Raw genomic sequence first — 23629 nt, forward strand, 5'->3', positions numbered from 1 at the left:
TTAACTACTAAAACATCAAATCAACCTGATTGTTTAACCTTTCGGTATAATAGTCAATCTTTCGAATGGCCCTGTTAAAGAACAAGTTTTGCTCTTTTATGCCTGATTGGTTCAGGGCCTTTGAATTGTTGATTTGCTGTTTAAAAAACTGATGCACGTTTTTACAAGCGTTTTCATTATCTGTAATAAAATACCCCAACAACGTATAAGGTACAAACATCGTCAGTTTTTCCTCCGTTTCAATCAGCATATTGTTGTTGAGTAGTATCAATTCATTATAATAGATCGAAAAATTCCCATCAGGTTTGTTGCATTTGTCGTGAATCAAGCTGATGATTCTTTTTAAATCTTTGCACAAGGCATTGGCACTTTTCAGGTTGAGCATTCCGGCTTCATAGAAATATAAAATCTGTTGCAAACTACTGTTAATCGTGGTGTCGTTCCAAACTTCCTTGACACTCACGGTTTCATATATGCGTTTGAGTTGTAGCATATATTCCAAAAAGGATTCATCCACGACAAAGTTTTCGAAGCTCACCTTCTTCTGATTCGGGTTCAGCAAGTTCAACCAAACATAAGCTTTGAATTTGGATAGGATCGTGCTGTCCATAAAATAAAACAACGGAATATCCTTGGCAGAATAAAACAGGATGGCCTTTGGATGCTTGGCCAACAGATCAATCTGTTCGGCTGATTTCTTGAAATACTGCAGCATGTCTTTCAAGGTTTCAATCTCAATGGTTTTCTCTACAATGATTTTTTCTTCCTTTAAAAATAAATGGTCCAGCGAAATGGTATAATGATTTGCCAGCTGGATAGTTTCGTCAATGGAAAACTTACTCTTCCCCGAAATCCTTCGGTGTGAGGCATCATAGCTGATGTTCAATACCGAAGCAATTTCATCAATTATCGAAACCGACTTCGGGATTTGTTTTCTAATAGCCTTTAAAAGTAGTTCTTGGTAGTTCATAATTTGCGATAATCACAAATATAAGAATTTATATAATTGATTTTCGCAATTTTATATGTGATAATCGCAATAGGTTTGTGATGTGATTTTAATTCTACATCTTATGAAAAGAATACTTTATGAAAATTTTGAATCGCTTTCGCAGTTCCTCAATTGGTGCTTAAAGCGAAAATGGCAATTTGCTGTAGTGTTGTGTTTTGCTTCCTGCACCGTTCACAATCATGTCAGTCGCGAGGATTATAAAAGCATCCCTAGCGATTTTTCAGGTAAATTCTATGATCAATTGGATACTATTGTAGCGCAATATAACAATAGGATTTATACCAAGAGCTTTATGAAAGAGCTTGCCAATATTGATAATATCAACTATTCAAAACCTATAAAGATTGATATTAAGGAGAAGGAACTGTATTTGAGTTTTGAGGATGTCCATGCCAAGCAATATGTTTTGAAATTCTATGGGAAACGGCACAAGAGCAAATTTGTGTTCTATACCAACTACCAAACCATTTCCTTTCCTATTGTTTTTATAACCAAGAGCGTTACCAAATATTCAGTCTTTATGCCTACGGACAACGAGATAATGTTTGAAGACAGTTATGTGAGCGAAGGAATGCTGCTGTTTTTTGGCGCGGGAAGTTCTTCTAAATCAGATAATAAATTTAAACTTTTACAAAATGAATAAAGTGATCCTTTTAGTTTTCATTGCCTTCAAGATGAATGCACAAGACACCATTGTTTTTCCAAAAATAGATTTATATAAACGAAACCTATTGGAGGTGAGTTATGGCATGCCTCTTGGTGATTTGGCCGATAAATATGAGGGCTCGATCAATACGGCTTTTTATATGCGAACAAAAATTGCAAAGCGACAATTTATAGATTTTGGGCTTGAACTTAGCGGTATAATCAAAGGAAGGAGTGTTGAATATAAACTCAATGATCAAACGATACTATTGGAAGGTAGCAGGACATCTTTTTTGTTGGGCTTTCGTTATACAAGATTTTTGTACCAATCACCGAATGAAAATTTCCACATCGAAACCAATTCTGGAATAGGCTGGAAATACCTGCATTACAGCAAGCCCGAGGGTGAACCTTATGATGAAATAGATTTTAGTCCGACGCTAAATACTATTGGCTTGTCCCAAGGTGTGAAGATTATGTTCCATGGGTTTGGGGTGCAGTGTAGTTATCATTATGCACCATACGGTTTGTTCAACTCAAAAGCGGAGCGAAACTTTGGAGCTTCGTCTTTCAATATTGGTGTGTCAGGAAGTTGGAATTTTTAGAAAGTATCTTGTCCTAAAATAAGGTTGCATTTTACACTTAATCACTACAGACAAAAACCGCAAAACAACTTGCGGTTTTTTGTTTATATTCGCTATGTGGATGGTAATGAGGTGTAGTAAAGAAAAAATTTTCGGCAACAGCCCTCTAACCACGAGATGTTTGGGATAATATGTTTTGTCAAAACGAACAAGTTATGAAAGAAAAATTTAGACATGATGATTAATGATATTGCAAATATCTTATCAAATAGCTGTGGTCTAGCAGGTATTTTTATTTGCATATACAAACTGATCAAAATTTTTGAATCGAAGGATATTAGTGATGATTGGTTAAATGGAATTTGGCTTTCGGGCCTAATCGCTTTTTTAATTAGACTAGCTGGACAGATGCTTAATATTGCGGATATGTTCAGAGCAGTATCAGACGCGAATCGACCTGATATAAATTCTGTTGCAGTTTCATTGAACAAGGCAACTTTAAACATATTAAACGGTTTGATTATTTTGATCATCTTACTTATTTTATGGGGGCTTTTGAAAGGACTAATAACATATAAAAGACAAACACGGTCTAGGACACAAGCAGGAATTAATACCTGATTCTGTAAAATAATCTACTTTCTGTGAACGAGTGATATACTAGCACAAGAAGTGTTAGTAACATAACGTTATATCTATTTATAAAAACGTCTTCTATGAAAACAAACTTGACAGTTATATTGTCTTTTATTATTTGCTTCACTTTATCAGCCCAAAATTTAGAAGTAAAATATTTAAACCGATTTGTCGATACGCTTCATAATTATAAGCTATTACACCTTTTTGAATTAAAAATAGAAAATATATTAAATGACAATTCTCATGCTTTTAAAATTTTAGAAGCCGAGCTTGAAGATAGTTTATCTAGAAAACACAAATTGGATTATTTTTATTCGGATTGGCCTTACGAAGGAACGGATAGTATTTTGAGAATATCTTTTGTAAGCAAAAAAGAAATAAAAGATGTTAAATCTATAAAAGGAAAAATAAAATACTTCTTTCCAGATTATGCTAATAATTCGATAATCATGATTGATAAACTTAAGGAAAAACGTAACACAATAATTTTTCAAAATAACGATTTAAAGATTGCCATGATTGATTTAAGCAAATTAAGTATTTTAAAACAAACCAGTCAAAAATCTTATAATACAGAGGTAAAGCGTTTAATAGAGATCAATAACCTAAACAGCAAACTATTTAAATATTTTTTAGATGAACATTATAAAATGTTCAAAGGTTTTATTAATGAATTTATGCTATATGCAGAAGATCCAAAAGACATTTTGACAAGTATTGATACAAGTGAAAGTGAAAATATGTTATTGGGAGGAACAGCTAATGCTAAAAACTCAAAAATAAAAGTTTTCTTTAGTAGAGTTGGGAGACCTTTCAATTCAGCTAAAATTTTTATAGAAAACAGTGTGTCGGTAAAAGAAATGTCATTTGAGTGTTACTTTAAAAATTCAAAAAATTTGTAATCCGATAGTCGAATATCCACAACAGTTCCCCGATAACGTGCGAACAATGTCATTAAGTTAAGCCGTTTAGTTGTCGTTCCTCGGAAAGACAAAACGGACTGTTTATATCCTTAACTTAATGACATTGTGCTCTCGCTAGCAGGAGTACACTGATAACTAATATGAGTAGAATTTTATTTTTAGTTTTGGTTTTTTTGAACGCAAGTTGGAGTTATGCTCAGCTTGAAAATCGTTGGCAGCCTGATAGTATTTACATAAACAGGAATGTCAAAACAATTTACGTTTATGAAAATTCACCAAAGGACTTGTCAGAAATTGTTGAATTTGACAAAGCAGGTAAAAGAATTCGGTCGATTAAATATAGTGCTTCATATAATCGTAGAACCCGAAAATTTAAATGGACTGATAAAGTCAATATTTACACATACAATACTACTGACCAATTGATAAATATTAAGGATTCAATTGGTATTGATTCAATGACCTTTGAGTACAACGAGAACGGAAAATTATATTTTTCGAGAAAAAACTCAGGTAATTTTATTTATGAGACAGAATACTTTTATGCTCCTTTAAAAACGATAACAACTAGAAAAAAAGATTCAATTATCCTTTATCAAAAAACTAAAGAATACGATAAGGAATTTTATATAAATCGATTTTACAGATTTTCTTTAGAGCCAAAACTTAAAAGAGTGATTGACTCTGTTAACGGAAATCCTACTACTATTGCTTACAAAGATTATAAAGATTTGGAAAAATTTAATGATGATGTAGCTATTTCAAATTTTTTCAATGAAGAAGGTCAACTCATTAAGTCTTACATTCATTCGATATTTATGAACGACAGAGTAAATAAATACGAACTGAAATACGAATATGACAAGAAAGGACTTCTGAAAAGCATAATAGGTTATGTTCCGTTATACTTTAAATATGAATACTTTGAATGAAAAAAATACATTTGGTACGGCCATCTCACTCCTGCAAATGAAATAATTATCTTTGTCTATAATGAAACTATTAAACGACCTTCAAAAAAAATATGCAATTGTGGATAGCAGAACGCAAAGAATTTTGAATGTTTGCGTTTTCTCTATTTTGCTTTTCTGGTATCTGTCTTTATTGCAAAGACTAAGAATGTCAAGCGATGTTATGTTTTACCGTAAATCTGAATTGTTGTTTACGGTGACAATACTATTTTTCTTCCAAGCGATTTTTAATAAGCGCTTTATAAATACATTATTACTTGCACTTGGCTTGTTGATAATTGGTTACTTTATTTACTCATACACATACTTTTTTTTCGATGACAATGATTGGTATAAGGCTAACTATCCAAAAACAGCCTTTTTAATTCAAACTGGCTTCCATGGCTGCAAAATATTTTTCATACTTATTTTATTGACATTTTTGAAGTTGTCGCGACCTCAAAAAGATAAATGAAAACCCCGTTCACTCTTATATCCAAAACAGTCAGCAAAGATTTTCAATCCTTACCGACAAACAAAAAACCGCAAATCAACTTGAGGTTTTTTGTTTATATTCGCTTTTCAAATAGCATACACATTGAATTCTTTAAAAAAGCAAATACACTTTACAGCATCAATAGGAAGAAAAGTACTGGTTGGCCTTATTTTGTGTCTGTATTTATCCTTTATCGTGATTGTTCTCCAGCCTTTTGATACAAGCCAGTTCGAAGCAGATCATAAAATAGCCCTACTTTCCGGTTATGGCATCCTGATTTTTGTTTTATATTTTATCTATAGCAGTATTGAAAACAGGTGGTATTTTAGGGTAGATAAAGTTTGGGTGGTACGGTATGAAATCATTTCTACATTACTTTATTGTTTGCTTTCGGGAACGGTGCTCTATTTGTATAATCGAACTATAGTAAATAATGGCTTGGATTATACCTTAATAACCTATTGGCGTTTTATAAGCGTTACCACAGCCTGCATGCTTCCTGTTTTTGTTCCCCCAATGCTTTATTTAAGACAGAAGTTTGGCGAACGGATTATTCCGCTCCCTCAAAATTTTTTCCAATTAATTGGAGAAAACAAGAACGAAATCCTGAGCTTAGAAAAAGACGATTTATTATTTATCAGGGCTGTAGAGAACTATGTGGAAATTTGTTTTATGGATGAAAACAAAAAAGTCCTTTCCAAAACATTCCGGCAAACGCTCTCCAATGTTTGCCTCCAATTGCCTTTTTTAGAAAAATGCCACCGATCCTATCTTGTCAATAAGAGCACGATAAAAGAAATAGTGGGTAATTCGCAGGGTGCAAAGATCATTTTTGTAGTGGGTGAAAAGGAAATTCCGTTATCGAAAACCTACTATAAGGCGATCAAAAATAGTAGGTCCTAGTCTTTAGGAAGAAAAAGGGAATGCATAACCTATCCAGTCGTCAAAAAAGCTAATCGTTTCATCACATTTAATTGAATGACAAAGTATTTCGCATTTACTTTGGACACTCATTTAAATCACTCAAGTCATGCACAGCAACACAAAAATGAAATTCATCGTTTTGAATTTCGCACTGGTTTTTCTTTTTAATTCTTCTTTTGCACAAAACAATCCTAGGCATTTTAAAAGTGAAATAGATTTTGGTAATGGTACCGTAATTTCTACTTTTTTTGATGTTAGTGTAGCCCAAAATCAATTTACAATAACTTCTCCCAAAAATGCCGATGTACGAATGGTAGGTGGAGCTAAAGCAAAATTAGGGCGACTTTTAGGAAAGCTACCTAAAAAAGGAATCATTATTGCCATCAAAGGAACACAGAAAGCTGACAGTTTATTTGGTGACACAAAAATTCCGATGTTCGGAAAATTAAAATTTAAGGGAATTGTAAAGAATGAAATAGTAAGTGGAAAATTGCTAAATAGTGACGGGAAACCTGTAGGGACAGTTCATGGCGTACAATCTACCGAAGACAAGATTAGCTATAATGAACTTTATCCCAAAATGCTAAAAACCATACAGGATAATATTTATTCGAAAGATGCCTTACAAACTAAAGGATGGGCAACATTCGAAAAGAAACTTGAAAAACTGTGTAAAAATGCCCATGATGATATTGAACTGTTTTTCGGCTTTAATATGCTCGCCCAAAAACTTCCATTTACCCATCTAACTTTAGTAATTACGGAGGATACAAAAGATGATAACGAAGTCGTAAGTGCTGACAAAGAGGAAACAGCAAGCACAAAGCAATCAGTTGTTTTTGAAGAAAAAAATACAACTACTGCTTATTTGCAAATTAAGAATTTCAGCAGTTCGACAGATGAATTGGCTGAAGTTTTACCCAAAATAGTTAAAAATACGGCCTATAAGAATCTTATCATTGATTTACGCGACAATGGGGGCGGAGGGATCAGTGCTGCTTTTGCACTGGCAAAATACATAGTTACTGAAGATTTGGAAGTAGGTTATTTTCCAACAAATAAATTGAAATATTCTGGCTATCAGCCCGAATCATTTAATACGTTAGCTGAACTGCAGCCCAAGAACACCGAAGATTTTGGCAATGAGCTAAAAGCAACATCAGGAGTTAAACTTATCTTTAAAAAACCAACCAATCCAGTGTTTTCAGGAAAGATATATGTTTTGACCAATGGCAATACAGGAAGTACCTGTGAGCCTATTGTGTATGCCATGAAAACGAACAAGAAAGCTACAATTATAGGAGAAAAAACCGCTGGAGCAATGTTGGCAGCTTCTCCTTTTGTGGTTTCAGGAAAATATATACTTATGCTACCCATCGCCGATTTCTATACGTATGAAGGTGTTCGTTTGGACAAAGTTGGAGTGCAGCCTGATGTTGAGGTAAAATCAGAAAATGCTTTAGATAAAGCATTGGAAATAATCAATGAAGATAAGAGGTGAAGATGCACTAACGGCACCACACATTAACAAGATTAGTGTTTTAGCATTTTCAATTATAACTTAAAAACCCCATTTCAAATTAATGAAATGGGGTTTTAGTTGAATTAAACCTTTTACAGTTTTAATTTATCTTCTGTCGTCTCTACGATCGTCACGTCTTTCTGGGCGAGGAGCTCTCTCTTCTCTTGGAGCATTTTCATCTCTTGGAGGTCTTGGTAAAAGTGCTTTTCTAGAAACTTTTTCTTTTCTTGTTTTTGGGTCTAAACCTAAGTATTTCACTTGGAAAACATCACCCATGTTTACCACATCGGTTACGTTTTCTGTTCTTTCCCAAGCCAATTCAGATACGTGTAATAAAACCTCGTTTCCTGGAGCTTCTGTATATTCTACAACTGCACCAAAATCTAGCATCTTGATTACTTTCACTTCATAAGCTTCTCCAACTTGTGGTTTGAAGATGATAGAATCGATTTTTGCCAATACAGCAGCGATTCCGTCAGGATCAGTTCCAAGGATTTCAACAACACCTTGCTCGTCAACCTCGTTGATCACGATAGTTGTTCCTGTAGCTTTTTGCAATTCTTGAATTACTTTTCCTCCAGGTCCGATCAATGCACCAATGAAAGCACCAGGAATGGTTCTCATGATGATTTTTGGAGCATGAACCTTAACGTCAGTTCTTGGTTGAGCCAATGTTTCAGTTAATTTCCCCAGGATGTGCAAACGTCCATCACGAGCTTGAGCCAAAGCTTGCTCCATGATTTCATATTTCAATCCGTCAATTTTGATGTCCATCTGGCAAGCTGTGATACCTTCTGAAGTTCCAGTTACTTTGAAATCCATATCTCCCAAGTGATCTTCATCACCTAAAATATCAGATAAAACAGCAAAACGTTCTCCATCGGTAATCAATCCCATTGCAATTCCAGAAACCGGACGAATCATTTGAACTCCAGCATCCATCAAAGCCAATGTTCCAGCACAAACTGTTGCCATTGATGATGAACCGTTAGATTCCAATACTTCAGAAACAATTCTGATGGTATAAGGATTTTCAGCAGGAATCATGTTTTTCAAGGCTCTTTGTGCCAAGTTTCCGTGACCAACTTCTCTTCTTGAAGTTCCTCTCAACGGACGAGCTTCTCCTGTAGAAAATGGTGGGAAATTATAATGCAAATAGAATTTTTCTTCTCCTTGTTCAGATGGTGAATCAATTTGGTTCGCTTCTCTAGAAGTTCCTAAAGTTGCCGTTGCCAAAGCTTGAGTTTCACCACGTGTAAATAAAGCAGAACCGTGAACTGATGGTAAATAATCTACTTCACACCAGATTGGTCTGATTTCGGTAGTTTTTCTTCCGTCAAGACGCGTTCCTAAATCTAAAGTAACATTACGAACGGCTTCTTTATTGGTTTTGTAGAAGTATTTAGAAACTAAATCTCCATTTTCTGCCAATTCTTCATCCGTAAACAATGCTTTTACTTCTTCTTTTACAGCATCAAATGCAGCCGAACGTTCGTGTTTAGCCGAACCTTTGCTTGCAATAGCGTAAATTTTATCATAAGCTGCTTCTCTTACTTTAGCGTAAATAGCATCATCTGATTTTTCAGTTTCATACGTACGAACTTCTTTTTTTCCAAAAGCTTGAGCCAATCTTTCTTGGGCAGCGATTTGTACTTTAATATGTTCGTGAGCAAATTTAATGGCTTCCACCATTTCTTTTTCTGAAATTTCTTTCATTTCACCTTCTACCATTGCGATAGAATCGGTTGAAGCTCCAATCATCATGTCGATATCTGACAATTCTAATTGTGCACGAGATGGATTGATGATGAATTTACCGTCAATTCTTCCAACTCTTGCTTCAGAAATCAAAGTTTCAAAAGGAATGTCAGACAGCGCCAATGCTGCCGAAGCGGCCAAACCTGCCAATGCATCTGGCATAACGTCTTCGTCATGAGACATCAACTGAATCATAACTTGAACTTCTGCGTGATAATCTGATGGGAAAAGCGGACGTAAAACACGGTCAACTAATCTCATTGTCAATACTTCGCTGTCGCTTGGACGAGCTTCTCTTTTGAAGAAACCTCCTGGGAAACGACCAGCTGCAGCAAATTTTTCTCTGTAATCTACCGTTAACGGTAAAAAGTCGATACCTGGACTTGCTTTTCTTGCGGAAACAACTGTACCTAAAATTACAGTTTTTCCAATTCTTACTACTACAGAACCGTCAGCTTGTTTTGCTAAACGTCCTGTCTCGATTGTGATGCTTCTGCCATCACCTAAATCGATGCTTTCTACAAATAATTGTGGAATCATAAATTAATTCTCTAATTGATTAAACAATGGGTTTTAGTTGTGTTGTAGTTGTTGTGTGTAGTTATTGTTCTAAAACCCAATGAAAAACCAAACTTTTTCTGCAATAATGTAAAAACAAAAAGAGGCGCGTGAGCACCTCTTTTCTGTATGGATTATTTTCTAATACCCAATTCTTTGATAATCTCACGGTATCTGTTGATTTCCGTTTTCTTAAGATAATCTAGTAAGCTTCTTCTTTTACCTACCAATTTCACCAATGAACGCTCTGTATTATAATCGTGACGATTTTTTTTCAAGTGACCAGTTAAGTGGTTGATTCTAAATGTGAATAAAGCGATTTGCCCTTCAGCAGATCCAGTGTTTTCAGCTTTTCCTCCGTGTTTAGCGAAGATTTCTTCTTTAACTTCTTTAGTTAAGTACATGCTAATATTGTTTAATGATTATTATGTAGTGAATAAGTTCGTCTTATTCGAGTGCAAAAGTAACCATTATTTTGGGATTGAAAAATTTAAAGGTTGAAAAATTTAATGATTATTTAAAATTAAACAAATCGCTAAAAATTGTTACATTAAAACAATTTGGCAATTTCTTCATTTACAAATTCTAAAAATCGCTCGTCCAGTTCTGTAAAAGGGTCAATCACATTCGAGTCGATATCAATCTGCCCGATATTTTTTCCGTCTACAAAAAGCGGTACTACAATTTCAGATTTTACTGTAAAACTACAGGCGATATAATTATCTTGTGCTTTCACGTCTGGAACTACGAAATTTTCATTGGAAACCGCCACTTGTCCACAAATACCTTTGCCAAAAGGAATTACGGTATGATCTGTTGGCTCTCCGGCATAAGGACCTAGATGCAAGGTTTTTTCTTCATGATTGGCAAAGTAAAAACCAACCCAGTCATAATAATCGATGTTGTCTTTGAGCAAATGACAAATCTGCAATAGTTTTTCATCTCTCAAAATACTTGTATGATGTAAAATATCTTGTACTTTTGGTTTTAATTCTTCGAAAGTCATAATTTTATTTTTTACAAAAGTATTTAATTGGTTGATGCTAAAATTATATAAATTTGTTAAAAAGTAATTTGTGAAAGATATCTTTAGAGCTTATCGTCCTTTTTTGATGTTTCTTGGCAAATTCTTGCTGAGCTATTTGATTTTGATTGTTTTGTATCAATGGTATTTAAGTCAATTTGATCAGCAAGCTTTCGAAGTAGATGGCATGACACACTTGGTTGCCGAACAAGTAAAATCAGTCTTGTCTTTTTTTGATTATTCGATTTCGTTGAGACCTTACTCAAAGGATGCTTCAATTTTAGTTGCCGTCGATGGTCGTTCAGTAGTGCGAATCATAGAAGGATGTAACGCAATCAGTGTCATGATTTTATTTGCAGCTTTCATCGTTTCTTTTAGTAGAACATTTGCCAAAACACTTGGTTTTATTGTTTTAGGTGTTATTCTGATTCATATTCTAAACGTCTTGCGAATTGTTTTGTTAATCATCGGAATCCTAAAATTACCTCAATACGAACATTTGCTTCACGGAGTTGTTTTTCCTTTAATTATATATGGTTTTGTGTTTTTATTGTGGGTGATTTGGGTTAACAAATTTCAATCTGATGCTAAAAAAAATCTTAGATCATAAAACTGAAACTTTTTCTATAATTGGCTTGATTTTGCTTTTGGCAATCATCAGAAATTATGAAAGCCAAATTTTTTATGACCCATTTCTTCATTTTTTTAAAGGGAATTATCAAAACCAAGCACTTCCTGAATTTGATAGCTTCAAACTTTTTGCAAGTTTCTTTTTCAGATATTTTCTCAACACGGCGATTTCATTGGGTATCTTATATATAATTTTTAAACAAAGAGAAATTATAACAATTAGCTCTTTTTTATACTTAGTATTTTTTATAATACTTATAGTCTTATTCTTCTTGGCGGTTGCTTTTTATAAAGACAATTTTGTTATCTTCTACATTCGAAGGTTTATCATTCAGCCGATTTTTTTATTGCTTTTTATTCCAGGGTTTTATTATCAACGTCAGGTTTTAAAAAAATAATTTTTTGTAAAGTGTTCAATATTAAAAAAATCAATACTTTTGTCGTATGAACATTAAAAAATGCACCAGTCTTTTTTTAGCTGTCCTATTATTGGTTTCCAATTTTGGGTTGGCTTTCAATGTGCATTTTTGTGAAGGAGAAATCGCTTCTATTTCTTCTGTTTATAATGTCGAAGAAACGTGTGACGCCCCAGAAAAAATTGTTTCAGAAGAAAATTGTTGTGCTACAGCATCAAAAGATCACAAGCAATGTTGTGAAGATAAAGTTGTAGATCTTGATGATAAATCTCCGGATACAATCATTAAGACCTTTTCCTTCCAAATTGATCTTCCTTTTTTATTGGAAGATTGGAAACCGTTACTTTTCAATGAGATTGTTGCTTTGAAACGAGCAGAAAAGATTGTTTATTATTGTGATGCTAATGCACCACCTTTATTCAAACTCTACAGTCAATATATTTTTTATGCCTGATTTTAATGTTTAAAAGAAATCGCACTACTTCGCGATTCGACTTTTTTATTAAACATTAATACTACATCATGCAAAAACACATTTCAATATTCTTATTGCTGTTTTTGTCTTTAAATTCCTTTGCACAGGATACTTTGCAAGCTGTTAAAGTCGAAACAAAAACAAAAAGTATAAGAAAATCTTATAAAGATGTTGCCAATTCGGCAACCATGACGGGCAAGGAGCTGTTAAAGGCAGCTTGTTGTAATTTGGCCGAAAGTTTCGAGACCAATCCTTCAATCGACGTCAATTTTTCGGATGCCTTGACGGGAACCAAGCAAATCAGAATGCTGGGTTTGACCAGTCCTTATCTAATGATTACCGAAGAAAATATACCTTCAGTTCGTGGTGCTTCTCAGGCTTATGGACTTTCCTTCACGCCTGGAACTTGGATTGAGAGTATCCAAATAACAAAAGGAGCAGGTTCGGTTGTAAACGGTTATGAAAGTATTTCGGGCCAAATCAATACCGAATTAATTAAGCCAATAAGCGATATACCATTCTTTTTGAATGCTTATGGTTCAACCGATTCTCGTTTTGAATTGAATACCCATTTCAACAAAAAGTTTTCAGAAAAATGGAGCAGTAGCTTGTTTGTTCATGGAAATACTAGGGTTTCCAAAAACGATATGAACGACGATGGTTTTCTTGATAATCCATTGGGAAAACAAATCAATGTGCTCAATCGTTGGCAATATACCAATGCCGAAAAAGGCTGGGTGAGTTTCATCAATTTTCGCTATATGAAAGATGAAAAGCAAACAGGAGAACTTGATTTTGACAAAGACCGAGATCGAGGAACAACTAATTATTGGGGTTCAGAAATCAATACTGAAAAATTTGATGTTTCTTCCAAAATAGGGTATGTTTTTCCAGATATGCCTTTTCAAAGCATTGGTTTTCAGAATTCATTTAACATGCACAAACAGGATTCTTATTTTGGTTTGAATCAATATGATATCCATCAAAAGAGTTTTTATTCGAATCTTATTTTCAATTCGATCATTAGCAATACCATGCATAAATTTGCAACGGGATTGAATTTCACTTATGATGATTACAACGAATTCGTGAGTGTTCCAAATATTGATGGAAACTATGACCGAATAGACAATTCGATTGGTGCTTTTTTTGAATACACTTATGATAATACTGACGATTTCAGTATAGTTGCTGGAGGAAGAGTGGACAAGCACAATCGTTTGGGACTTTTTGCAACACCAAGAATTCACATGCGATACAATCCTTGGGACAAAGCTGTTTTGAGAGCATCGGCTGGAAGGGGAAAACGTTCTGCTAATATCTTTGCCGAAAATCAGCAGCTATTTGCAAGTTCAAGAGTTTTTGATGTTTTGAATGCAAATGGCAGAATCTATGGTTTGGATGCCGAAATTGCTTGGAATTATGGTGTGAGCTTCATGCAAGGTTTCTATCTTTTTGAGCGTTCAGGTGATATTGGGTTTGATTTTTACAGAACCGATTTCGAAAATCAGGCAATTGTAGATTTGTATGCAGGACCACAACAAGCCTTGTTTTACAACGGGAAATCGTATGCAAACAGTCTTCAGGTGGAGTTGAATTATGAACTTGCGAAGCATTTCAATTTGAGAACAGCTTATAAATATTATGACATCCAAGCCGAATATTTGAGCGGAAGTGCCGAGAGACCTTTGCAAGCCAAGCATCGTTTTTTTACTAATTTGGCATACGAAACCCATATTGTAGAAGGAGGAAAGCAATGGAAATTCGATTTCACTTATAATTGGATGGGGCAACAAAGGCTTCCAAACACGGCATCTAATCCAGTTGGCGAGAGGTTTTCAAATTATTCACCTTCTTTTTCATTAATGAATGCACAAATCACAAGAACTTTTTCTTCTGTTTTTGAAATGTATACAGGTGTGGAAAATCTAGGAAATTATCAACAAGATAAAGCAATTTTGGGAAGCAATGATCCTTTTGGTTCCAATTTTGATACTTCAATAATTTATGCTCCAGTTTTCGGGCAGATGTTTTATGCAGGATTACGATTTAAAATCAAATAATTTAATTATAATTTACGTTCAATTAAAACTTAAAAAATATAAAAATGAAAAAATTAATGTTCGTGCTTTTTGTTTCCTTAATTGGACTTTCGTCCCAAGCACAAGAAAAAAAGAAAAAAAATGCCAGACACGATGTGGAAGTAAACGGTAGTTGTGAAATGTGTAAAAAACGAATCGAGAAAGCAGCTTATTCTGTTCCAGGTGTGAAATCGGCAGAGTGGCATGCAGATGATACGACTTTGCATCTTATCATTAACGAAGAGAAATGTTCTACTTTGGATGTGAAAAATGCTGTAGCAAAAGCAGGCCATGATACCGATGTTGTGAAAGCTAGTGATGAAGATTATGAAAAATTGCACACCTGTTGCTCTTACGAAAGACTATAAATTATATTAAAACCGAGGCTTTTCCTCGGTTTTTTTTTAGATCATGAATATTTTTAAAGTGGAGTGTTTTCAAAGTGTTATAAAAAACTAAAAGTATCTGAATATAATTGTACTTCAACTAAATAATTCTTACTTTCACGCTCGAATTTTAACCACCCAAAAATGAGCAATTTCGACTGGAAAAACCTTATTGATCCGCTTTTTTATATACAGTTTGATATCAATGGAATCAAGCTTGGACTTTACTTAGTATTATTTATTGTATTTGCAGAAACAGGCTTGTTTGCTGGTTTCTTTCTTCCTGGAGATAGCTTGCTTTTCTTGGCAGGAATCTACAATCGTGAATTGATTCAAAACGTTATGTTTATTGATAATGATTTGCTAAATGTAACATTGTTGGCAACATTTGTAGCTCTAGCTGGAATTTTAGGAAACATGGTTGGATATTGGTTCGGTTCTAAAAGTGGATATTATTTATATAACAAGCAAGATAGCTTTTGGTTCAAGAAAAAATACTTGGTGCAATCAAAGGATTTTTTCGAAAAGCATGGAGGAAGAGCAATCATCTTTGCCCGATTTTTGCCTATTTTCAGAACTTTTGCACCAATTGTTGCAGGAATTGTGATGATGGAGAAAAAGAAATTCATGTTCTATAATATCATCAGTTCTTTTGTTTGGTCGTTTAGTTTGATTTTTGCCGGACATTATCTTTACGGATTTCTTTTGAAAAATTATCAAATCGATTTGAAGCATCATATAGAGTTAATTGTAATCGTTTTGGTCTTGATTACTATTGTTCCTGTAATATTGAAATTCAGTAAGAAATCGAAAACTGAAAATCCAGAGACAGAAGAATAAAAAAATAAGTTTGAAAAATAGAAAACTCCGTTTGAAACTATCAGACGGGGTTTCTTTATTTTTAATTTAAACTCATAATCATTTGCTGTTGAATTATATTGCCATTTGGGTCAATTCCTTCTATATCAATTATTCCTTTTTGTTGATTTAGATTTAAAATTTCAAATGTAAATAGGCCATCTTTGTCTGATATGATATTTGGACACCATCCAATCACACCAAAGTTTTCAAAACCTTTTTCGGCAGTATTGGTATATTTTTCTCCTTTAAATTCTACAGGTTGGGAAAAACCTTTCTCTATCATAAAATTAAATGTGTTAGATTTTACCTCTTTGCCTGTGTTTTTTTTCATGTAGATTTTTATTTCTCCGGACACTAACCTTCCTCTTATGCCAGTAATCATTGCATTCGGATTTAAATAAATCTCGTCGATTTCGCTCATTTGGGTATAATCTAGTTCATTGAGAGAAAATAGTCTTCTGCCGTCAATTGTAACTTCTACTGTGACACCCCTATCAGTAAATGAACTTGCAGATTGTCGATTTGTTATTGTAACTTGGCCACCAGTTCTATCTACTCTAAACCCATTTGATGCAATAAAATGTAATAAAGTCATTGTGTAAGTTTCATCGATTTTAAATCCTCTAAAATTTAGATTTCCAAATTCATTTTTAAAAACCAGTTTCGGTTTTTTTAATTTATTTTCGATTTCAACTTCATCTAATTCAATCATGTTAGATGATAGTTTGGGATATTCAAATGATACAGTTTCGTATTCAAATACATCACAATTTTTATCCCATTTATTTTTAAAAATTTTATAGAAGGGTCTGTTTCGGTTTGATACTTTTGGGTTCAATTGATACTTAATCCTTTCAAGAGATGGTAATTTTAAAAGAGAAAGATCAAGGGATGTGCTATCTACAATTATAAAATTTTCTATAGTATACTGACCTGTTTTGTCTACATCAGAAATTTTGTTAATGAAATCAATATGTGATAAAAGTCTTACTTTATGCATGTCTTTATCTTTTATGTTTTCTTCAATTTTTCCAGCAAGATTTAGCCCAATATCAAAACTATAATTTGATTTAGGAACATTCATTTTCATATTGTTCCAATTGTATTTCAAAGTAGATTGATTTAAAAGTGCTAAATCTAAATCCATTTTTTTTAACCTATTTCTTTTTTCAAAATAATAGGCTGCATTTTCAAGAGAATTTGTCAAGTAAGGATTAATGTTTATTCCAACATTAATATTAGTCTTGCTGTAATCGTTGCTTTTGGATAGTTCCGGCAATAATGATAAGCTAACATTGGAATTCGGTAAATTATTGTAACCAACAAAATTGATTTGTCCTTGATCTATTTTATTTTTTATGATAGAAATAGGTGTTTCAAGACTTTTGTTAATAGAATCTGAATAGATAAGTCTTTCACATATTTGGTTGAGTTCACTATCAATAATCCTAACCGTATTAACACCTTTAAATAGCTTGTTGCTTTCTATTGTAAACCTTTTTTGCGTTTGGTTTTGAAAAGAAAATTCCTGTATGATTAATTTTTCATCTTTATTGATTACAAGAAATAACTTTTTATCGCTTAACTTTTTGAGAGTTGCTGAATTTGTATTTAAATTGATAAAAGTTTTTTGCTCATTGCTGTAATTGTTTACGGAAAGGGCTATTCCAAATTCTTGTAGTAAAGGAAGCTCTTTTTCTATTTTTTCACCATTTACTTCAAATGTTATTTTTAATTTTTCATCTGTTGGAGGTATCGTAATGGTTCCATGTCCAAATAGATTGAGTTTAAAGGTTCTTAAAATTTTATCATCAAGAGTTTTTAGCTGCCCTTCAATTTCGTTGACTGTGTTGTTTCTGCAATCTAAAAATGAAATCCCTATTGTGTTTTCAGTATCTCTTATATAGTTTCCTCCTTCAGGATTGATGGTAATTTGTAAAGCTTCAGGATTCACTTTTTTATAATTTTTTAAGCCTTCAGAAGGATTGATAATTGCTATTTTAGAAATAGTTGATTCGTCTTCGCTGAAATTATTCATCCAGTTGGTATAGGCTTGAATATAATAATTTCCTGAATTCATATTATTTTCCAATTCTATTTTTCCTGAAAAATTTCCATTATTGGCATATATTAGTTGTTCGGAGATTTGATTTCCTTTTTCATCCAACAATAGGAGAAATACATTAGTTGTAAAAAATGGTTTTGAGTTTTTTCTATTTATTGCATATCCTTTGAACCAAATAGTTTCATTGTTTAGGAATATGGTTTTGTTTAGATGCAGATGTATTGTCTCTCTTTCTAAATTAAAGTAATTCTCAAAAACCGAAGCTATCTTTGCTTTGTTTTCATCTGAGCTATTTTGGCAATAACTAGTTGAAAATATCAATATAGCAATGAGATAAATATAATTTTTTTTCATGTTTTATTTTTTTGTAATAAAATACAACCAAAAATTATACCAAAAAAGGCGAGTATGAAATTAATCAAATTCGCCTTTTAAATTTTAACAAAGATAAATCTTACATCATCCCTGGCATTCCACCTCCCATTGGCATTCCGCCTCCGGCATTTTCTTCTTTAATTTCTACCAAAGCACACTCAGTTGTCAAGATCATTCCTGCAACGGAAGCGGCATTTTCAAGAGCCACACGGGTTACTTTTTTAGGATCGATGATTCCTGCTTTTAGCATATCAACGTATTCATCGGTTTTAGCGTTGTAACCAAAATCTCCTGAACCTTCGGCTACTTTTGCAACTACTACAGAACCTTCAAGACCTGCATTTTCAACGATAGTTCTCAAAGGAGCTTCAACTGCACGAGATACAATCTGGATTCCGGTTGCTTCGTCAGCATTATCCGCTGTGATGTCTTTTAGGGCATTTTTAGCTCTAAGAAGTGCAACACCTCCACCAGCAACAATTCCTTCTTCAACTGCAGCACGTGTAGCGTGAAGTGCATCATCAACTCTGTCTTTTTTCTCTTTCATTTCCACTTCAGAAGCAGCACCAACATATAAAACAGCAACACCACCAGCTAATTTAGCCAAACGTTCTTGCAATTTTTCTTTGTCATAATCAGAAGTCGTAGTTTCCATCTGACCTTTGATTTGGTTTACACGGTTTTTAATCATATCCGCTTCACCAGCACCACTAACGATCGTAGTATTGTCTTTGTCGATAGTAACTCTCTTGCAAGTTCCTAGCATTTCAATAGTCGTGTTTTCAAGAGTATAGCCTCTTTCTTCAGAAATTACAGTTCCTCCAGTCAAAATCGCAATGTCTTCTAACATGGCTTTTCTTCTGTCTCCGAAACCTGGTGCTTTTACAGCAGCAATTTTCAAAGCTCCACGAAGTTTGTTTACAACTAAAGTTGATAAAGCTTCTCCATCAACATCTTCAGCAATAATCAACAATGGCTTTCCTGATTGGGCAACTGGTTCCAAAACTGGCAGTAACTCTTTTAAAGAAGATACTTTTTTGTCGTATAAAAGGATGTAAGGATTCTCTAATTCTGCTTCCATTTTTTCTGGATTGGTCACAAAATATGGAGAAAGATAGCCTCTGTCAAATTGCATTCCTTCCACAACATCTACATAAGTATCCGTTCCTTTTGCTTCTTCAACCGTGATAACACCTTCTTTTCCTACTTTGGCGAAAGCCGTAGCAATCAAATCACCAATAACTTCGTCGTTATTAGCAGAGATAGATGCAATTTGTTTTATTTTTTCAGAATCACTTCCTACTACTTTTGCTTGCTTAGACAAATCGGCAACGATAGCTTCTACCGCTTTGTCGATTCCTCTTTTCAAATCCATTGGATTTGCACCTGCAGCAACGTTTTTTAAACCTTCTTTTACGATAGCTTGTGCCAAAACGGTAGCAGTTGTTGTTCCGTCTCCAGCTAAATCGTTGGTTTTAGAAGCAACTTCTTTCACCATTTGAGCACCCATATTTTCCAATGGATCTTTCAATTCGATTTCTTTTGCAACTGTAACACCATCTTTGGTTACGTTTGGTCCACCAAATGATTTTCCGATAATAACATTACGACCTTTTGGCCCAAGGGTTACTTTTACTGCATTTGCCAAAGCGTCAACTCCACGTTTTAATCCGTCACGTGCTTCAATATCAAATTTTATATCTTTTGCCATTTTATTTGTTTGTTTACTAGTCTTAATACTTTACTTACTTCTTAATACCTTTTAGATAATTGCTAAAATATCGTCTTCACGCATAATCAAATAATCTTTTCCTTCAAATTTTAAGTCGGTGCCTGCATATTTTCCGTATAAAACAGTATCTCCAACTTTAACGGTCATAGTGTGATCTTTTGATCCATTTCCAACAGCAACTACGGTTCCTTTTTGAGGCTTTTCTTTTGCTGTGTCAGGAATAAAAATACCCGAAGCTGTTTGGGTTTCGGCAGCAACAGGCTCAATTAAAACGCGGTCTGAAAGTGGTTTAATGTTTAATGCCATAGTATTATATTTTTTTAAATAATTTAAATTAAGATGAAATCTGTTTTTCAGAAATTGTGCCAGTAACAGGTTTGCTGACAAATTTTCAGCTAAAAAAAATGCCAGCATTATAAGCTGGCATTTACTTTTATGATAGTTAAAAACTATTCTGCTGGTTGAGTAGCAGGAGTAGTTTCTGTAGCTGGTGCAGTTTCTGTAGCTGGAGTAGCAGGAGTTGCTGGTGTTGCAGGTTTTGGAGCTGCAATTTCAGAGTCGTCAATGATTTTAGTTTCTGATCCAGATGTAAAGCTTAAGCTTGAGAATAAAATCAAAAGGATTAAAACTGTCGCTAAAGTCCAAGTACTTTTATCTAAGAAGTCAGTAGTTTTTTGAACACCACCTAATTGTTGAGATCCACCTAATGTAGAAGACAAACCACCACCTTTAGGGTTTTGAACCATTATTACTACTACTAAAAGAAAACATACTATTGTGATTAGTACTAAAAAAATTGAAAACATAATGCTATAATTAATTGTTATTTTGTTGTAAAGACTTAATATCCGAAATTCGGTCTGCAAATAAACTACTTTTTTCTGGATATTTCAAAATTAATATTTCATAAGCTTGAATTGCTCGTTGATATTTTTTTTGTTCGAGGTAAACCTTGGCTAAAGTTTCTGTCATCAGATAGGAAGTGTCGGCTTCATTTTGCGAAAATACTACAGGATTGGCGTTTGTTTGTTTGATTGGTGGAATTTTTGGGTTGGCTTCAATAAACTTGTCGATAATTTCTAATTTTTTCTTTTTTTCAAGTTCCAATGCATCTGATTTTTCCTCAACTTCTTGTTTTTCACGGTTTATTGGCGTGAAGCTGGCCAGTTGCAACCATTCCTGAAACGAATGTTTTTCCTCTTTAGAAAAGTCTAGCGGTTTTCCAATTTCGAGTTTTTCCTCAATTGTTTCTGATTCAGGCTCTTCTTGAATTTCTATTTCAGTTTCTATTTCGGGAATGGCTTCCTTGATAGAAGTTAAAATCGATTGCTCCAATTTATTGATGGGTTCAGAAATTTTTTCTTCAGAAATAGTAATCGCTACAACTTCACTTTCATTGACCATGATATTATGGATCACGGCTTCTTTTTCTTCCAAAAAGGTTTTTTGAAGCGTTGCAAAATTTCCTGTCGTGATAAAATCGAATAGAATGCTTCTGTCTGTTGTATAGGAAGCTGTCACTCTCAAAGCCTGATTGTATTTGAAGCTGTCCTGGTTGTAAAGTCCTTTCAAGTATAAAGCCCTTGCACTCTGAAAATATGGAAATTCCTCTACAATTCGTTCCAATACCAATGTATGCCTATCGCTGATGGCATTGGGTTTGTTGAGAAGATAAGTTAATTCAGAGGTGTTCACAGTTTCAAATTTTGGTTTTAAATTACCATTTTGCTAAGGATTCATTGAAAATATCTTGTGTGATTCTTTCGAAAATGGCATCTAATGCAGTTGTAAGTTGGCCTCCAGTTGGTAGTTCAGCACCTGGAAAATCATAAAAAAAACTAAATCCTTTTTCAAAATCATCGGCCTCTTTGTTCTTATTTGTAAAACGAACATTTATTCTAATATTCAATCGGTTTTGTGCAGCCCTTTGATCAGCAGTTGCAGTCATTGGACTAATTCGATAATCTACAATTTCACCTTCATAAACTAAATCTCCACCTGAATTTGTTAAGCTTAAATTAGTTTGGTTTTGAATCAAATCCTGCAAAGCTCGGGTGAACTGTAGTTCTATTCCGGGTTCAACCAAATCCGCATTGTTCTGAAAGTAATTTACTTGAAAAGTCTTTGCATCAATTTGTCCAGTTCCTGTAAAATTATAATAGCCACATCCATTAAAAGTCAAAACAATTATGGTTAGTAGAGAGATATGTTTTAATTTATTCATTTTAATTTTTAAAAAGATTCAAATATACTATAAATCGAATTGTTTTATTTTTCGGTACAAGGTTCTTTCAGAAATTCCGAGTTCATCAGCGGCAGCTTTACGTTTTCCTTTGTTTTTTTCTAATGATTTCTTGATCATTTCGATTTCTTTCTGTTCTAATTTCAGAATTTCTTCTTCTTCAACCGTTTCTGCAAAAAGATAACTGTCTTCCTGCTCTTCAAAATCTTTTTTAGGAACAACATTCTGAACAGGAATTACAGAAAGTTCATTCTGATCTTCATAATCAATTTCCGAATCGTCCTGATGTGAACCATATATTTTCTGAATCAGATTTTTATTGGTTTCCTGAACTTTCGAGCTTCCGTTTTGCATTAATTCCAACGTCAGCTTTTTCAAATCGTTCAAGTCACTTTTCATATCAAAAAGCACTTTGTATAAAATCTCTCTTTCAGTACTGAAGTCGTTTTCGCTCTTTTTGTCTTTAATTACCGAAGGTAAATTGTTTCCTTCAGTAGGTAAATACGATTGCAAGGTCAAAGCCGAAATATCTCTATTGGTTTCCAAAACCGAAATTTGTTCCGCAACATTTCGAAGTTGTCGGATGTTTCCGCTCCAACGAAATTTTAATAAAAATTGAATCGCATTTTCATCCAATTTAATCGGAGGCATTTTATATTTATGGGCAAAATCCGAAGCAAATTTTCTGAAAAGCAAATGGATATCGTCTTTTCTGTCACGCAATGGTGGCAACGGAATATCAACCGTGCTCAAACGATAATATAAATCTTCACGGAATTTTCCTTTTTCAATAGCATCAAACATATTCACGTTTGTAGCAGCCACGATTCGCACATCTGTTTTTTGAACTTGGGAAGAACCTACTTTGATAAATTCTCCATTTTCCAAAACACGAAGCAAACGAACTTGTGTTGTCAAAGGCAATTCTCCCACTTCGTCCAAGAAAATCGTTCCGCCATCTGCTACTTCAAAATAACCTTCACGCGTTGAAGTTGCTCCTGTAAAAGCACCTTTTTCGTGACCAAAAAGCTCACTGTCAATGGTTCCTTCTGGAATAGCACCACAGTTTACGGCAATATATTTTCCGTGTTTTCTATGTGAAAGCGAATGGATGATCTTCGGGATACTTTCCTTCCCGACACCACTTTCTCCCACAACCAAAACCGAAATATCCGTTGGTGCAACCTGGATTGCTTTTTCAATCGCACGATTTAATTTCGGGTCGTTCCCGATGATTTCAAATCGCTGTTTTATGGCCTGAACTGATTCCATATATGTTTTTGTTGTTTTTGTTTCAGGTTTAAAGTTTAACGTTTCGCGAACCTTAAACT

Annotated in this window: 24 protein-coding genes; 13 read left to right on the plus strand and 11 right to left on the minus strand. The window is 33.9% G+C overall.

What is annotated here, in order from left to right:
* Positions 1-7 precede the first annotated feature (7 nt).
* Positions 8-970, minus strand: a complete 963-nt coding sequence (locus tag G508_RS0103710) for a hypothetical protein (protein ID WP_026704057.1) — start codon at positions 968-970, stop codon at positions 8-10.
* 103 nt (positions 971-1073) lie between these two features.
* On the opposite strand from G508_RS0103710, the gene G508_RS0103715 reads away from it, so the two are divergent.
* The 7 genes from G508_RS0103715 (at position 1074) to G508_RS0103755 (ending at position 7674) form a co-directional block, all read left to right on the plus strand.
* Complete coding sequence (locus G508_RS0103715; RefSeq protein ID WP_026704058.1) at positions 1074-1655, plus strand: hypothetical protein; 582 nt, start codon at positions 1074-1076, stop codon at positions 1653-1655.
* Positions 1648-2262, plus strand: a complete 615-nt coding sequence (locus tag G508_RS0103720; RefSeq protein WP_026704059.1) for a hypothetical protein — start codon at positions 1648-1650, stop codon at positions 2260-2262. Before G508_RS0103715 ends, G508_RS0103720 begins: the two co-directional genes overlap by 8 nt.
* Before the next feature lie 213 nt (positions 2263-2475).
* Positions 2476-2862: a hypothetical protein gene (locus G508_RS0103725; protein WP_026704060.1), complete on the plus strand. Its 387-nt coding sequence runs from the start codon at positions 2476-2478 to the stop codon at positions 2860-2862.
* A 95-nt stretch (positions 2863-2957) separates the two neighbouring features.
* Positions 2958-3782: a hypothetical protein gene (locus tag G508_RS0103730; protein WP_026704061.1), complete on the plus strand. Its 825-nt coding sequence runs from the start codon at positions 2958-2960 to the stop codon at positions 3780-3782.
* Positions 3783-3943: 161 nt separating this feature from the next.
* Positions 3944-4735, plus strand: a complete 792-nt coding sequence (locus G508_RS0103735; protein WP_026704062.1) for a hypothetical protein — start codon at positions 3944-3946, stop codon at positions 4733-4735.
* A 616-nt stretch (positions 4736-5351) separates the two neighbouring features.
* Complete coding sequence (locus G508_RS0103750) at positions 5352-6152, plus strand: LytTR family DNA-binding domain-containing protein (RefSeq protein ID WP_157485868.1); 801 nt, start codon at positions 5352-5354, stop codon at positions 6150-6152.
* A 145-nt stretch (positions 6153-6297) separates the two neighbouring features.
* Entirely contained in the window at positions 6298-7674 is a 1377-nt protein-coding gene (locus G508_RS0103755) for a S41 family peptidase (RefSeq protein ID WP_169628012.1), read from the plus strand.
* Between the two features lie 126 nt (positions 7675-7800).
* Here the strand turns inward: G508_RS0103755 and G508_RS0103760 are convergent, their stop codons facing one another.
* The 3 genes from G508_RS0103760 to G508_RS0103770 all read right to left on the minus strand — a co-directional run bounded on the left by G508_RS0103760 (position 7801) and on the right by G508_RS0103770 (position 11017).
* Complete coding sequence (locus G508_RS0103760) at positions 7801-9993, minus strand: polyribonucleotide nucleotidyltransferase (RefSeq protein ID WP_026704067.1); 2193 nt, start codon at positions 9991-9993, stop codon at positions 7801-7803.
* Between the two features lie 152 nt (positions 9994-10145).
* A complete protein-coding gene (gene rpsO / locus G508_RS0103765) occupies positions 10146-10415 on the minus strand; it encodes a 30S ribosomal protein S15 (protein ID WP_026704068.1) in 270 nt (89 codons plus the stop codon).
* 146 nt (positions 10416-10561) lie between these two features.
* Positions 10562-11017, minus strand: a complete 456-nt coding sequence (locus G508_RS0103770) for a GAF domain-containing protein (RefSeq protein WP_026704069.1) — start codon at positions 11015-11017, stop codon at positions 10562-10564.
* Positions 11018-11087: 70 nt separating this feature from the next.
* Between G508_RS0103770 and xrtF the strand changes: the two genes are divergently transcribed.
* From xrtF to G508_RS0103800, 6 genes are all read left to right on the plus strand, one after another.
* Positions 11088-11645, plus strand: coding sequence for an exosortase family protein XrtF (gene xrtF, locus G508_RS18535; RefSeq protein ID WP_035694061.1), 558 nt, complete (start codon positions 11088-11090; stop codon positions 11643-11645).
* Positions 11620-12063, plus strand: a complete 444-nt coding sequence (locus G508_RS0103780; protein ID WP_026704070.1) for an exosortase F system-associated membrane protein — start codon at positions 11620-11622, stop codon at positions 12061-12063. The genes xrtF and G508_RS0103780 overlap by 26 nt, the downstream gene beginning before the upstream one ends.
* Before the next feature lie 46 nt (positions 12064-12109).
* Positions 12110-12535, plus strand: a complete 426-nt coding sequence (locus G508_RS0103785; protein WP_026704071.1) for an HYC_CC_PP family protein — start codon at positions 12110-12112, stop codon at positions 12533-12535.
* A gap of 68 nt (positions 12536-12603) precedes the next feature.
* Positions 12604-14619, plus strand: coding sequence for a TonB-dependent receptor plug domain-containing protein (locus G508_RS0103790; protein ID WP_026704072.1), 2016 nt, complete (start codon positions 12604-12606; stop codon positions 14617-14619).
* Between the two features lie 44 nt (positions 14620-14663).
* Positions 14664-15005 carry a heavy-metal-associated domain-containing protein gene (locus G508_RS0103795; protein WP_026704073.1) on the plus strand — a complete coding sequence of 114 codons (342 nt, stop codon included), beginning with the start codon at positions 14664-14666 and terminating at the stop codon, positions 15003-15005.
* Between the two features lie 162 nt (positions 15006-15167).
* Positions 15168-15863 (plus strand): DedA family protein, encoded by a 696-nt coding sequence (locus G508_RS0103800; RefSeq protein WP_026704074.1) that lies wholly within the window; start codon positions 15168-15170, stop codon positions 15861-15863.
* Positions 15864-15924: 61 nt separating this feature from the next.
* Here G508_RS0103800 and G508_RS0103805 read toward each other — a convergent pair whose 3' ends face one another.
* The 7 genes from G508_RS0103805 to G508_RS0103835 all read right to left on the minus strand — a co-directional run bounded on the left by G508_RS0103805 (position 15925) and on the right by G508_RS0103835 (position 23570).
* A complete protein-coding gene (locus tag G508_RS0103805; protein ID WP_026704075.1) occupies positions 15925-18303 on the minus strand; it encodes a hypothetical protein in 2379 nt (792 codons plus the stop codon).
* Between the two features lie 100 nt (positions 18304-18403).
* Positions 18404-20035 (minus strand): chaperonin GroEL, encoded by a 1632-nt coding sequence (groL, locus tag G508_RS0103810; RefSeq protein WP_026704076.1) that lies wholly within the window; start codon positions 20033-20035, stop codon positions 18404-18406.
* A 51-nt stretch (positions 20036-20086) separates the two neighbouring features.
* A complete protein-coding gene (locus G508_RS0103815; RefSeq protein WP_026704077.1) occupies positions 20087-20362 on the minus strand; it encodes a co-chaperone GroES in 276 nt (91 codons plus the stop codon).
* A gap of 143 nt (positions 20363-20505) precedes the next feature.
* Entirely contained in the window at positions 20506-20862 is a 357-nt protein-coding gene (gene secG / locus G508_RS0103820) for a preprotein translocase subunit SecG (protein WP_026704078.1), read from the minus strand.
* A gap of 10 nt (positions 20863-20872) precedes the next feature.
* A complete protein-coding gene (locus G508_RS0103825) occupies positions 20873-21751 on the minus strand; it encodes a tetratricopeptide repeat protein (RefSeq protein WP_026704079.1) in 879 nt (292 codons plus the stop codon).
* Positions 21752-21773: 22 nt separating this feature from the next.
* A complete protein-coding gene (locus G508_RS0103830) occupies positions 21774-22280 on the minus strand; it encodes an LptE family protein (RefSeq protein WP_026704080.1) in 507 nt (168 codons plus the stop codon).
* Positions 22281-22307: 27 nt separating this feature from the next.
* Positions 22308-23570 (minus strand): sigma-54-dependent Fis family transcriptional regulator, encoded by a 1263-nt coding sequence (locus G508_RS0103835; RefSeq protein WP_026704081.1) that lies wholly within the window; start codon positions 23568-23570, stop codon positions 22308-22310.
* Positions 23571-23629 lie beyond the last annotated feature (59 nt).

This window comes from Flavobacterium soli DSM 19725 (assembly GCF_000422705.1).
GTDB lineage: Bacteria > Bacteroidota > Bacteroidia > Flavobacteriales > Flavobacteriaceae > Flavobacterium > Flavobacterium soli.